Consider the following 13301-nt stretch of genomic DNA (forward strand, 5'->3'; position numbering starts at 1 on the left):
AACTATCAACAACTCATGCTTGTAAAGCTTGTACAATAGGGCTTTGAGTTTTTGTTAGATTGATATTTATCAACTTTAGAGCATTGCTGGACAGAGAGGGAGCTTGGGGAATTTTCTACAGTGTAAGTTCGGAAGAACCTATTTGTGTAAATTATGATAGTGTAGATTGGCAACAAGAATTACAAACCTTAAAAACCTTAGGTGATCTGTGATTGTTGTTAGTAACACCTCTCCGATTACCAGTTTAGCTGCTATCGGCTATCTTAACTTGCTCCATGATATCTATGGAACAATTATTATTCCAGTGGCTGTTTATGAAGAAATGACAGGATTAGGTTATTCAGTTCCTGGCACTATTGAAGTTCAAACCCTATCTTGGATAGAAAAGCGAGAGTTAGAGAATCGGTTATTATTAGAAGAATTACAGAAGGAATTACACCGAGGAGAATCAGAAACGATAGCTTTAGCGATTTCTTCAAATGCTGATAGAGTAATTATAGACGAGAACCCTGGCAGAAAGAAAGCAATTAGTTTAGGATTGAATGCTATTGGAATTTTAGGTATTTTATTAATTGCCAAAAGAAGAAGATTAATTCCTACTATTCAGCCGTTAATGGATGATTTGATTTTTAAAGCAGGTTTCCGTGTTAATGAAATATTGTATTTAGACATATTAAAAACAGCGCAAGAAATTGATGAAAACCAATAACTAAAGCCTTCAAAATCTTCTTATTTAAGTAAGTAGTTATAATTAAATTGAAGATAGATTTTGCCTCTGATCCCCCCTGCCCCCCTTGATAAGGGGGGTGCCGATAGGTGGGGGGATCTGACAACTTTTAACACCTACCTACTTAATTTTTGCTAACTAACAGTTGAGGGGGTTTATTTTTTACCTTTATTAATCAAATCCAACTTTAAAAACCCACTTCCCCACTTCCTACTTCCCCATTCATAATTCCCACTTTCCTCTTGCCTTTTTCAATCGGTTCCTAAAAAGGTCTTGATTTTAGGGAAATACAGTTAAAGGAATCCATTCGTAGGTGTTGACAATACCTTGAAAATAATCATTAATAGTCTCTCTGGAATAGGGAACAACACCATCTTCACCAAACCAACGTTCATAAATTGTCACCGCTTGTTGTTGGTCACTAACGATCCCTTCCATGAATTTTAATAGGGTATAATTCACTGTATCGCGCCATTTAGAATCATTTTCAGGTAAAGTACAGGCATAGGATTCGTAGGCGTAGGGATAGGAGGGAACTATGGCTAAATTATTAGGATTTTTAGCGCTTTTCCTTAAACCTTCTAGGGTAATGCCATCACTGGCAAAACCATCAATTTCTCCCGCTTCTAGTTTTTGTAAACCCTCGCCACGATTTTTAACTTTGACCAAAATAGCGGCGGGTTGTTGGGTTTTAATTACTGCTTCATTAGTAGTATTGGCAATTACTCCAATGCGTCTGCCTGCCAGGCTACCGATGTCATCAAGATTACTACCTTTGCGGGTGAGTAATTGAGTGCCACTGGCAAAGTAACTAACGGAAAAATCCACTTCATTTTCTCTTTTCCAAGTAAAAGTAGTGGAGCCACATTCGATATCGATAACCCCTGTTTTCAACTTTTCAAAACGATTTTGGGGAGTAACCTCAACAATTTTTAATTTAATTGGTTTTCCTAACTTCCGTTCGGTTTCTTTGCGAATTAACTCTAACATATCAAGGCTGTAACCCACCCACTTGCCCTGGGAGTTGACAAAACCAAAGGGAATAGCATCTTTACGAGCGCCGGCAGTAATTATCCCAGTTTTTTGAATGCGATCAAAGATTGCTCCGGCAAGGCTAGAATGGTTACTGGTGAGGGTTAAAGCTACTGTCATCGTCATGACGGCAAGTGTACGCTTCATTTTTTTTCCTAATCTGAAAGTGGCTCAAGTCTGGGACTGTTTCAGGAGACTGAGAGTTTCCCAGAGGAAGATTTTTCAGCGGCGATTGCTGGGGACAAAAAAAGAGGAGAGATGTTACTCTCTCCCCCTTTCAGTTTTTTCGACAGCATTTTAAATTGTTTTTTCAGTTGTCGCTGTCGGGCTGAACCGCCCTTGCCTTTGTCGTTACGTCCCTGACGGCGGGGGGACTCCCATCGCTTAAGTCGCATAGTTTTTAATTCCAATTTAGTCAGTTATATTTACTGTAACAGGTTTAACCTCAGTTTGGGTTAAGGAATTGATACTGTGACAACTCAAGCTCTCTGTCATACTAAATCCGGTTATTAAAAACTGATTATTTATTCCCCCTTTTGCCTTTTGCCTTTTGCCTCTTGCCTTTTGCCTGTCCTTATAAGTAGCCTATGCTCAACGGATTTAGTATCACCCTGTGAGATGCCGAACTCTAGTTAACCAACCTTGTCCACCTAATTAGTATTTTCCTATGCTTAGTCAGCAACTTTGGCACAGCCATCAAGATCTAGTGCAAGCTTGTCTAGAACACCCTTTTGTGCGAGGTATCGCCACAGGAGAGCTTAAACGGGACTGTTTTGCTTTTTATGTCGGTCAGGATGCTTTTTTTCTGGAATCTTTCGCCCGTGCTTACAGTATCGCCGCTGCTAAAGCTCCCGATTGGCAGGGATTTACTAGCTTTCATCGGTTAGCGGCAGGGGTATTAAAGGAATTAGAATTACACGAAAATTACGCTTTACAGTGGGGGGTTGACCTGAGAAAGGTTCAGCCCGCTAATGCCACCCGTCGCTATACGGATTTTCTTCTCGCTACCGCTTGGATGGGTGACATCGGTGCGATTGCCGTGGCGATGAGTCCCTGTATGCGTCTTTATGCTTATCTGGGTCAACAATTAGCCCTAGAGCCGATTTCTGAGAATTCCTATCAAGCTTGGATTGATAGTTATAGTGGGGATGAATTCGCCGCTTTAGCAAGCCAGTTAGAGAAATTAGCCGATAAATACGCCCTGATGACGGAAAATATCTCTTTATCCTATCGTTATGCCCTTAGTTGTGAACAGGACTTCTTTAGTGCCGCCTACAGCCGGGGCAAATCTTAAAATTTTCCCGTCACAATGTTAAGAAATATAAATAACGCTAAGATTAAGGTAAGCAAAATCGTCATTATAAGAATAATGTTTCCTTCGCAACCCACCGAAAACGAACTCCTGAAAACTATCCTGGAACCTCTACTAGAGGATTTCACCCATTGGTTTTCCCGTTCCCGTCTCCTCCTCGAATCCGAGAGATTATCCTTTCTCAGCCTCGAGGAACAAAACGATTTATTGGCAAGAGTCAAAAACGCTCAACAGGAGGTGGCCACGGCTTATTTACTCTTTAAAACCACAGGTGGTCAGGTGGGTATCGAGGCCAAGATGTTGTTACCTTGGCACCAGCTGGTGGCAGAGTGTTGGGGTGTCAGTAGTCGTCGTCGATTACAGGGTTGGGGAGAATATCAATCTCCTCAAACTGATGCTTAACCTGAAACTTTTTGGTAAGCTAGAGAGTTAAGCGAATTTTTAGCATAAAGTTTTGGCAATTTAGGAATATTCACACATAATTCATGGGAGACTTGGTCAATGCTACATCTGCTCTATATCCTCGCCTTCACGGTTATCGCTTTTTTGACCATTAATAATTTAATTCGGAGTCTGATTACTGTCAGCATGGATTCCCAGAAACGTCCTGCTAAATCGGCTAATTCCTATAATCCCTACGGTTATCCCATGACTTCCCATCCGGAACTTTTGGACGAGACTGGACAACCGATTAATGAACCCCTGTTAGTGATTCGTTCTCTCACTGTCGAAGATGCTCGTCAGCAGTTAGATGCCATTTATAATTCTTCTCCCAGTGCTACCAAAGAGCAAGATGAAGAAATCTAATTGGTTCTAGAATGGCGGTTCTTGAAAACAGATATATTTATCTACACGGTTTCGCTTCTGGCCCCCAATCAACAAAAGCGCAATTTTTGAGGCATTGTTGGCAAAAGAGGGGTTTAGCAATGGAAATACCCGATCTTAACGGTGATGACTTTTCTAGCTTAACTCTCACGCGTCAGATTGTTCAAGTCGGCCAATTGATTGAACAATCTCATCTTCCCGTTACACTGATTGGTTCCAGTTTTGGCGGTTTAACGGCAGCTTGGCTGGCAGAAACTTATTCTCAGGTGCAAAGGCTCGTTTTATTAGCTCCCGCTTTTAATTTCGGGCCGACTTGGTTAGGACAATTGGGAGCAGAAAACCTAGCCAATTGGCAAAAATCTGGGAGTTTATCGGTTTATCACCACGGTTATCGTCGTTCTCTGCCAATTTATTCCAAATTTATCGAGGATTTAGCCAATTATCCCCAAGAAAAGTTAATCAGGCAGCTCCCCACCCTAATTATTCATGGTCGTGCCGATGAGGTGATTCCCCTAGAAAATAGTCGCCATTATCGCATAAATCGCCCTTGGGTAAAATTAATCGAATTAGATAGTGATCATGCCCTTACCGATGTTTTGACGAGAATCTGGGCTGAAATACAATTATTTATCAATTTTTGACTAAAAAAGACCCCCCTTTGATCGGAAAAAGGGGGAGTATTTAGTATTTTTGTATCAGATTTTGAGAAGATTTTTCAGCTTCTAAGACAAGAGATTTTCTCCTGATGTCTTGCCACTACCAAAGTCCGCGGATAGGAGATACACTAGGCTCGGGAGCGGGTTGAGGCGCAACTTCAGTAAAGGTTCTGGTTTCCGGGGGTAAAGCGGGAAGTCCCCAAGCGGATTCTTTTTGGTTAAGTTCTCTTAAAAGTTGCGAGCGATTGCTGCTGATAGCGGTTTCCGATGTTAGTTTCAAGCGGGAAACCCAATAGGGATGAGCTTTACCCACATAAACTAATTTGCCATCTACCACCTGCAATAGTACATCGTCACCACCAGTGGCATCCCCACTAATACGAGCGGTGGTTCCGTCAGCAAAGTCACCACTGAAAATTTCTTTGCCATCCACTGTTACAAGTCTGATCAATTGGATGGACATAATGCCACCCACGGTTCCCCGGACGCGACCTAGTACATAGTCACCGGGGTTGAGTTGCGGCTCACCTCTGTAGGTGTCATGGCCACGCAGTTGACTGATCAAGATTTCGTTATTTTGCGGTCCTGCTTGTACGGGTACGGCGCCAACGGTAGTCAGGGCAACTAAACCGGCAAAACCAGCGACAAGGGAAATTTTGTTAAACACAATTACCTCAAGCAAAAAATTGGTAAATTACCTATAGACGTTCTAGATTATAACCTAGTTCCCGATTTTATCTATATTGTGAAATATTAGTTTAATAATTTCTCGATCGAGCGGTTGGAGGTTGGGGTTTTAGGGGGTTTTAGGGTGTTAGTTGAAATTCCCCCATTCCCCCATTCCCCACCTCCCCACTTCCCCTAAAAACAGGATTAAGCTAGGCTTTAAGACCGCTCGACATTGGTGAATAATTCAGGATCGAGGGTGGGTAGTTCGATATCTTTTTCTACTGGGGGAGAGGCCAACTGGAAGCGGTTTAAGGTTTGTTGAATGCGATCAAAAATGGTGATTTTTTGCTCGCTATTGTTCTGGGGTTCGGGAATAGGTTCCACTTCTACCGGAGGCTGAATGCCAGTGGCCAGTTCGTTAATCTCCTTTGTCTCCGGTATGGTGGTTAGGGGAGATTCGATCGCTTCAGGGGTTTCCTCGACCTTTTCGATTGTTTCTGTCTCCACTGGTTTTTCTTCTACTATGGGGCTTTCTGGCTCAATAACAGGGGTTTCCTCAACTATAGGGGTTTCCTCAACTATAGGGGTTTCCTCAACTATAGGGGTTTCTTCCTCAACTATAGGGGTTTCTTCCTCAACTATAGGGGTTTCTGGCTCAATAACAGGGGTTTCCTCAACTATAGGGCTTTCTGGCTCAATAACGGGGGTTTCTTCCTCTAGACTGGGAATGGTTTTATAGTTGGGATCAACAATGCTACGGGCAATTGTAGGGGATAAATCGCCGCGGACCAATTGACTGAGGCCGTCTCGGTAAGAGGGATCAAAGCTAATCACGCGCACGCTGGTATTAAACTCGTTTTCGATTTTATTTCCCTTACCATCGATGAATTCTAGTTGTACCCAGTTATTGCCCTTGTTAAAACCCTTGAGATAAATCGGTTCCCAAGTATCAAGCAGAAAACTTTCACCGTTGACGGTGACACGAATGCGCCAATCTTGAAGATTATTATCCCCGTTGGCAGTATTGGACAGACGTAGAGGAGCATTACTCAGATAAAAATCGAGCAGGATCGGTTCTGCACCGTAGATTCCCTGCGGATGACTGTAGGTTAATAGGGGTAAGTTATGATCAGGGGCATTTTTGCCTGTTTTTGTCAGAATATGAAAGGTTGTTTCAGCAAATGCCCCATCATTTTTAAAACTTTCCTGCCAAGGCCGCAGGGCCAAGACGCGGAGGGTATGAGTACCGGGGGCAAGATTTTCCAGGATAATCGGTTGCTTGAGGTCGTAAATGGCTGCTGCTGGTTCATTATCGACAATTAGACTCAAGTGGGATCCTAATTTCAGGGTATCGTCTTGGAAAATTGGCAGATCTGACACTTGTAGTTTAACTGTCACCTGAGGGTCATCGAAAACTTGTTCGGGCAGAGGACTGAGAATCGTTACTTGGGGAGCGTAACGATCTAAACTGGGGCGCAGTTCCTGAATTAGGCCCGGGGGGGCAACCTCAGAAATGCGGCCTTGGACGACGGGAAGATGAAGGGTTTCGGAACTGGGGAGATTGGTAGCCGTTAGGCGATCGCCACAGGCGGTTAACAGGGTGGTCAGTAAACCGATCACAAGACATATATGAAGGGTTTTGACTGGGATTAATTTATGTAGTAGGGATAGCACGTTCCTCCTAGAGCCAAGGCCAAAATCTATACAAACCATTGATTTTTGCTAGAGTCATTGAATGCTCTGGTGTCAGCAAAAGCGCGAGAAGATCAGGTTATGGCCTCAATTTTACAGAATTGTTTGATTGTTTTTTGAGAATCTATCTATTGAATTTTCTATATGGTCTGGTGAGGGAGAAAAAGGGGAAATCGGCTTCTGGGGCGACGATTAATAAACTTTTGTAAAGAAAAATTACCAGTCTGACCCTGACTAAGACCGTCCATAGCAGAAAATGTCTCTCCTATCAAGGATTGAGAGAATTTTAATTATTGTTAAGCACAACGAACAGAGGAGAGAACAAAGACTTATCATCTACTATTGATGCTTTCGACTGGAATCTCACCCAAGAGGAAAGTCAAGCGACATTAACAAAAGGTGGGTCAGATTTCAACTTGCCTTTTTTAGGTTAAAAAATCTATCCTCAAATAAAACGCTAAGTCTATTGTCGAGAGAGGAGAATCCTCATGGCACTCCCCCCCAAAGAGGCGGTAGCTAAAGTGATTGTAGATAAAGACCCAGTACCTACTTCCTTTGAGAAGTGGGGTCAACCGGGGCATTTTGATCGCACTTTAGCCAAAGGACCCAAAACCACTACCTGGATTTGGAACCTACACGCCAACGTCCACGATTTTGATAGTCAAACCAGCGATCTAGAAGATATTTCTCGGAAAATCTTCAGCGCCCACTTCGGACATCTCGCCGTTGTCTTCGTTTGGCTAAGTGGAATGTACTTCCACGGCGCGAAATTTTCTAACTATGAAGCTTGGTTAACCAACCCGCTCGCCATCAAACCCAGCGCCCAAGTGGTCTGGCCGATCGTCGGTCAAGGCATCCTCAACGGCGATGTGGGCGGCGGTTTCCACGGGATTCAGATCACCTCTGGTCTGTTCTACCTCTGGCGGGCTTCCGGGTTCACCAACAGCTATCAGCTATACTGCACCGCTATCGGTGGTTTAGTTATGGCGGGCCTGATGCTGTTTGCCGGTTGGTTCCATTACCACAAAAGCGCACCGAAACTGGAATGGTTCCAAAACGTGGAATCGATGATGAACCACCACTTGGCGGGTTTACTCGGCTTAGGTTCCCTAGGTTGGGCCGGTCATCAGATTCACGTTTCTTTACCGGTGAACAAACTCCTCGATGCGGGAGTAGCTCCCCAAGACATCCCCTTGCCCCACGAGTTCATTCTCGAACCGAGCAAGATGGCGGATTTATATCCCAGTTTCGCCCAGGGTTTGACCCCCTTCTTTACCCTTAACTGGGGTGCTTACTCGGATTTCCTCACCTTCAAAGGTGGCTTGAACCCCGTGACTGGTGGTCTCTGGCTTTCCGATACCGCTCACCATCACTTGGCGATCGCTGTATTATTCATCATTGCCGGTCATATGTACCGTACCAACTGGGGTATCGGTCACAGCATGAAGGAAATCCTCGAAAACCACAAAGGTCCCTTCACCGGTCAAGGTCACAAAGGACTGTACGAAATCCTGACCACCTCTTGGCACGCCCAGTTAGCGATTAACCTGGCTCTCTTAGGTTCGCTAACCATCATCGTGGCCCACCATATGTACGCCATGCCGCCCTATCCCTATCAGGCGACGGACTACGCCACCCAACTATCCTTGTTTACTCACCACACTTGGATCGGTGGCTTCTTAATCGTCGGTGCGGGAGCGCACGGAGCGATCTTCATGGTGCGGGACTACGATCCGGCCAAAAACGTGGATAACCTGCTCGATCGGATGATCCGTCATCGCGATGCAATTATCTCCCACCTGAACTGGGTATGTATTTTCCTCGGCTTCCATAGCTTCGGTTTATACATTCACAACGACACCATGCGGGCTTTTGGTCGTCCCCAAGATATGTTCTCGGATACGGGAATTCAACTACAACCCATCTTTGCCCAATGGGTACAAAGTCTCCACACCCTAGCCCCCGGCAACACCGCTCCTAACGCTCTCACTACTGCTAGTTATGCTTTCGGTGGCGACGTGGTAGCAGTGGGTGGCAAAGTGGCCATGATGCCGATCACTCTCGGTACTGCCGATTTCCTCGTGCATCACATCCACGCCTTCACCATCCATGTCACCGTGTTGATTCTCCTCAAAGGGGTTCTCTACGCTCGCGGTTCCCGTCTGATTCCCGATAAAGCGAATCTCGGTTTCCGTTTCCCCTGCGATGGTCCCGGTCGCGGCGGTACCTGCCAAGTTTCGGGTTGGGATCACGTTTTCCTCGGCCTGTTCTGGATGTACAACTCCCTCTCGGTCGTAATCTTCCACTTTAGCTGGAAAATGCAGTCCGATGTCTGGGGAACCGTCGCCCCCGATGGCACTGTCACCCACGTTACCCTCGGTAACTTCGCTCAAAGTGCCATCACCATCAACGGTTGGTTACGGGATTTCCTCTGGGCGCAAGCAGCGCAAGTCATTAATTCCTATGGCTCTGCTCTGTCTGCCTACGGAATCATGTTCCTAGCCGGTCACTTCGTCTTCGCGTTTAGCTTGATGTTCCTGTTCAGTGGTCGCGGCTACTGGCAAGAATTAATCGAGTCGATCGTCTGGGCGCACAACAAGTTAAGAGTTGCCCCCGCTATCCAACCTCGCGCCCTGAGCATCATTCAAGGTCGTGCCGTTGGTGTGGCTCACTACCTCTTAGGCGGTATTGTCACCACGTGGGCATTCTTCTTGGCCAGAAGTCTCTCGATTGGCTAAACTTGCCTATAAGGGCTTGCCAGTCCCCCGGGGATTGGCAAGACTAGGCTGAACCAGCGTCGATTGACCGATACCACTGTAAGCGTTTCCTATTACAGTGGGTGAATTTAAAAAAGGAAATAACCAGCACTCGTGTAAGAGCCTCAGTTATTTAGAGAGGAGAATTTCCTAAACAGCTATGGCAACTAAATTCCCTAAATTTAGCCAAGATCTAGCCCAAGATCCGACCACCCGTCGGATTTGGTACGGGATCGCCACAGCCCACGATTTTGAAAGTCATGATGGCATGACGGAAGAGAATCTCTACCAAAAGATTTTCGCGTCGCACTTCGGCCACATTGCAATCATTTTCCTGTGGACTTCTGGTACTATATTCCACGTCGCTTGGCAAGGTAACTTCGAGCAGTGGATCAAAGATCCCTTAAACATCCGTCCCATCGCCCACGCGATTTGGGATCCCCAGTTCGGTAAAGGCGCGGTAGATGCCTTCACCCAAGCTGGTGCTTCTAATCCGGTTAACATCGCCTATTCCGGGGTTTACCACTGGTTCTACACCATCGGTATGACCTCCAACCAAGACCTATACCAAGGTGCGGTGTTCCTGCTGATTCTCTCGGCGATTTTCCTCTTTGCTGGCTGGTTACACTTACAACCTAAGTTCCGTCCTAGCCTCGCTTGGTTCAAAAACGCTGAATCTCGCCTGAACCACCACCTCGCCGCTCTGTTCGGTGTTAGCTCTCTGGCTTGGACCGGACACCTCGTTCACGTTGCTATCCCCGAATCCCGCGGTCAGCACGTTGGTTGGGACAACTTCCTCTCCACTCCCCCCCACCCGGCGGGTTTACTACCCTTCTTCACCGGTAACTGGGGTGTGTACGCGGAAAACCCCGACACTGCTAACCACATTTTCGGTACTGCCCAAGGCGCGGGAACTGCGATTCTCACCTTCTTAGGTGGTTTCCATCCCCAAACCGAGTCCCTCTGGTTAACCGATATGGCTCACCACCACTTGGCGATCGCTGTGATCTTCATTGTGGCTGGTCATATGTACCGCACCAACTGGGGCATCGGTCACAGCATTAAGGACATCCTCAATGCCCACAGACCCCCCAGTGGCAAGTTAGGAGCCGGTCACAAAAATCTTTATGACACGGTTAACAACTCTCTCCACTTCCAACTCGGTTTGGCCCTGGCTTCTTTAGGCGTGATCACCTCTCTGGTGGCGCAGCATATGTACGCGCTACCCCCTTATGCCTTTATCGCTAAGGACTACACTACCCAAGCGGCTCTCTATACTCACCACCAATACATCGCTGGTTTCCTAGCGGTGGGTGCTTTCGCCCACGGTGCTATCTTCTTCGTGCGTGACTACGATCCCGAAGCGAACAAAGATAACGTCCTGGCGCGGATGCTGGAGCATAAAGAAGCGATCATCTCTCACCTAAGCTGGGTTTCCCTTTTCTTAGGTTTCCACACCCTCGGCCTCTACGTTCATAACGATGTCGTCGTCGCTTTCGGTACTCCCGAAAAACAAATCCTGATCGAACCTGTGTTCGCTCAATTCGTGCAAGCAGCTTCGGGTAAAACCCTGTACGGCATGAACGTACTGTTGTCTAACCCCGATAGTATCGCTTACACCGCCTATCCTAACTACGGTGATGTTTGGTTGCCCGGTTGGCTAGACGCGATCAATAGCGGCACTAACTCCCTCTTCTTAACCATCGGTCCTGGCGACTTCCTCGTTCACCATGCGATCGCTCTTGGTTTACACACCACCGTTCTAATCCTGGTTAAAGGTGCTTTAGACGCTCGTGGTTCCAAATTAATGCCCGATAAAAAAGACTTCGGGTATTCCTTCCCTTGCGACGGTCCCGGCCGTGGCGGTACTTGCGACATCTCTGCTTGGGATTCCTTCTACCTAGCCATGTTCTGGATGTTGAACACCTTGGGTTGGTTAACCTTCTACTGGCACTGGAAACACCTCGGTGTCTGGTCGGGTAACGTGGCTCAGTTTAACGAAAACTCCACCTACCTGATGGGCTGGTTCCGCGATTACCTCTGGGCTAACTCGGCTCAGTTAATCAACGGTTACAACCCCTACGGTGTTAATAACCTTTCTGTCTGGGCCTGGATGTTCCTCTTTGGACACCTCGTTTGGGCAACCGGTTTCATGTTCCTGATCTCTTGGCGTGGTTACTGGCAAGAGTTGATCGAAACTATCGTTTGGGCCCACGAACGCACTCCTCTCGCGAACCTCGTTCGTTGGAAAGACAAACCCGTGGCTCTCTCGATCGTTCAGGCTCGTTTGGTTGGTTTAGCTCACTTCACCGTTGGCTATATCTTCACCTACGCCGCCTTCTTGATCGCTTCCACTGCTGGCAAGTTCGGCTAAACCTTGAATTAGGTGACTAAAAAACCCCCCGCCCATTGGTGGGGGGTTTTGTTTATGATCGATAATAAAAGCGCGGCTCAATCTCAAAAATCTATGCAGTTGGAAGAATTAAAACAGCTTTATGATCAGGACTTTGTTTTGTGGATTGAGCGAACCACCGAACAAATTCGACGCGGGGAGATGAAAAATTTAGATTGGGAACATCTTTTAACGGAGATAGAAGATTTGGGGAGAGAACAAAGAAACCAAGTGGAAAGCTATCTAATTCAAACCGTTAAACATTTAGGCTCTACCGAACCTGTTATGCAAAACTATCAACAACTAATGCTTGTAAAGCTTGTACAATAGGGCTTTGAGTTTTTGTTAGATTGATATTTATCAACTTTAGAGCATTGCTGGACAGAGAGGGAGCTTGGGGAATTTTCTACAGTGTAAGTTCGGAAGAACCAACATTTATTGATGTATCAGTATTGGCTGACTGAAAAAGGTAATTGTGGCTGGGGATAGGCCGATGAAATCGATAATTTCCGTCTAGAACTAGAAATTTTATTCCAGTCAAAAACGCTCTACAATTATGGGGCTTCTAGGTTAGATACAATTTATGATAAAGCCAAGCGATCGGTGATCAAAAAAACTGGTTTATCTTTGGATACGTTTCCGCAAGTTTGTCCTTATACCTTTGCAGAAATCATAGATTTTGACTTTTTACCAGTTTAGAATAGGAGAATTAAAGGCAAGAAAGAAAATTATCCTTATCTATAGCAATTCAGTATCTTGACGAAACGTAAAAATAATACGACAATCGTAAGCAACAGAAAAAGACCAATATCCTTCTAAACTTCCTGTTAACTTATGAGACTTTAAAGAAGGAAGAAAGGGATCAGCTTCTAATCAATCTAAGATACTCAATAACTTTTATTTAAGTTGAGGATTTTTCTTGATAAATTCTTTAAATGCTCTTTTAAAACTCTTGTCAGCAACTAATTTCATTTGATCTAAAATTAAGGGGAAATGAGTTATATTAATTTGCCAGTTGAGAATATGAGAATTAAATTACACTCCACGGTACACTCTGCATCCGAGTAGATTCTACCACCTTTGGATTAGGAGCGATCGGCCTGACAGGGGGACAAGCAAGCTGAAAAGCTTATGTAGCATGGAATACAGATACAGACTCCAAAAAAAGATAAGTCATATTTACCATATATGACCTAAATAACGAAAATGATAAGTGAACTATACCAGAAAGTGTTAGAAA

General features: G+C 45.4%; 13 protein-coding genes and 2 pseudogenes. 10 read left to right on the forward strand and 5 right to left on the reverse strand.

All coding sequences use genetic code 11. The features are described from left to right. Positions 1-83 precede the first annotated feature (83 nt). Together ACOCD9_RS00335 and ACOCD9_RS00340 are read left to right on the forward strand one after the other, a co-directional pair. Positions 84-212, forward strand: a complete 129-nt coding sequence (locus tag ACOCD9_RS00335) for a hypothetical protein (protein WP_419546121.1) — start codon at positions 84-86, stop codon at positions 210-212. Next, positions 209-709 carry a DUF3368 domain-containing protein gene (locus ACOCD9_RS00340; RefSeq protein WP_419546122.1) on the forward strand — a complete coding sequence of 167 codons (501 nt, stop codon included), beginning with the start codon at positions 209-211 and terminating at the stop codon, positions 707-709. Before ACOCD9_RS00335 ends, ACOCD9_RS00340 begins: the two co-directional genes overlap by 4 nt. Positions 710-1006: 297 nt before the next feature. Here the strand turns inward: ACOCD9_RS00340 and ACOCD9_RS00345 are convergent, their stop codons facing one another. Together ACOCD9_RS00345 and ACOCD9_RS00350 are read right to left on the reverse strand one after the other, a co-directional pair. Then, positions 1007-1906 carry an amino acid ABC transporter substrate-binding protein gene (locus ACOCD9_RS00345; protein WP_287704019.1) on the reverse strand — a complete coding sequence of 300 codons (900 nt, stop codon included), beginning with the start codon at positions 1904-1906 and terminating at the stop codon, positions 1007-1009. Positions 1907-1947: 41 nt separating this feature from the next. Beyond that, positions 1948-2154, reverse strand: coding sequence for a hypothetical protein (locus tag ACOCD9_RS00350; protein ID WP_002799562.1), 207 nt, complete (start codon positions 2152-2154; stop codon positions 1948-1950). 272 nt (positions 2155-2426) lie between these two features. On the opposite strand from ACOCD9_RS00350, the gene ACOCD9_RS00355 reads away from it, so the two are divergent. The 4 genes from ACOCD9_RS00355 (at position 2427) to ACOCD9_RS00370 (ending at position 4537) form a co-directional block, all read left to right on the forward strand. Then, the gene (locus ACOCD9_RS00355; RefSeq protein ID WP_287704021.1) at positions 2427-3053 is read left to right on the forward strand and encodes a TenA family protein; all 627 of its coding nucleotides are present in this window, start codon (positions 2427-2429) and stop codon (positions 3051-3053) included. A 15-nt stretch (positions 3054-3068) separates the two neighbouring features. Beyond that, positions 3069-3473 carry a DUF2605 domain-containing protein gene (locus ACOCD9_RS00360; RefSeq protein ID WP_080949723.1) on the forward strand — a complete coding sequence of 135 codons (405 nt, stop codon included), beginning with the start codon at positions 3069-3071 and terminating at the stop codon, positions 3471-3473. A 99-nt stretch (positions 3474-3572) separates the two neighbouring features. Next, the gene (locus tag ACOCD9_RS00365) at positions 3573-3878 is read left to right on the forward strand and encodes a DUF2973 domain-containing protein (protein ID WP_046661666.1); all 306 of its coding nucleotides are present in this window, start codon (positions 3573-3575) and stop codon (positions 3876-3878) included. Positions 3879-3889: 11 nt separating this feature from the next. Next, positions 3890-4537 carry a YqiA/YcfP family alpha/beta fold hydrolase gene (locus tag ACOCD9_RS00370; protein WP_287704024.1) on the forward strand — a complete coding sequence of 216 codons (648 nt, stop codon included), beginning with the start codon at positions 3890-3892 and terminating at the stop codon, positions 4535-4537. Between the two features lie 115 nt (positions 4538-4652). On the opposite strand, the gene ACOCD9_RS00375 is transcribed toward ACOCD9_RS00370, so the two are convergent. Continuing rightward, positions 4653-5219: a hypothetical protein gene (locus ACOCD9_RS00375; RefSeq protein ID WP_287704026.1), complete on the reverse strand. Its 567-nt coding sequence runs from the start codon at positions 5217-5219 to the stop codon at positions 4653-4655. A gap of 218 nt (positions 5220-5437) precedes the next feature. After that, positions 5438-6934, reverse strand: coding sequence for a hypothetical protein (locus ACOCD9_RS00380; RefSeq protein WP_419546123.1), 1497 nt, complete (start codon positions 6932-6934; stop codon positions 5438-5440). Positions 6935-7401: 467 nt separating this feature from the next. Here ACOCD9_RS00380 and psaA point away from each other — a divergent pair, with 467 nt between their 5' ends. The 4 genes and pseudogenes from psaA to ACOCD9_RS00400 form a co-directional block, all read left to right on the forward strand. Further along, the gene (gene psaA, locus ACOCD9_RS00385; RefSeq protein ID WP_371730748.1) at positions 7402-9651 is read left to right on the forward strand and encodes a photosystem I core protein PsaA; all 2250 of its coding nucleotides are present in this window, start codon (positions 7402-7404) and stop codon (positions 9649-9651) included. A gap of 178 nt (positions 9652-9829) precedes the next feature. Then, entirely contained in the window at positions 9830-12043 is a 2214-nt protein-coding gene (gene psaB / locus ACOCD9_RS00390) for a photosystem I core protein PsaB (protein ID WP_002757218.1), read from the forward strand. 54 nt (positions 12044-12097) lie between these two features. Further along, positions 12098-12391 (forward strand): DUF29 family protein, encoded by a 294-nt coding sequence (locus tag ACOCD9_RS00395; protein WP_287715302.1) that lies wholly within the window; start codon positions 12098-12100, stop codon positions 12389-12391. Positions 12392-12490: 99 nt separating this feature from the next. Beyond that, positions 12491-12760: pseudogene (locus ACOCD9_RS00400) on the forward strand (DUF29 domain-containing protein); the annotation flags it as partial. Between the two features lie 39 nt (positions 12761-12799). Here the strand turns inward: ACOCD9_RS00400 and ACOCD9_RS00405 are convergent. Next, positions 12800-13033 (reverse strand): annotated as a pseudogene (locus ACOCD9_RS00405) (type II toxin-antitoxin system YafQ family toxin). Between the last annotated feature and the right edge of the window lie 268 nt (positions 13034-13301).

Origin of the sequence: Microcystis sp. (assembly GCF_048564745.1) — a bacterium.
Classification (GTDB): domain Bacteria; phylum Cyanobacteriota; class Cyanobacteriia; order Cyanobacteriales; family Microcystaceae; genus Microcystis; species Microcystis ichthyoblabe_A.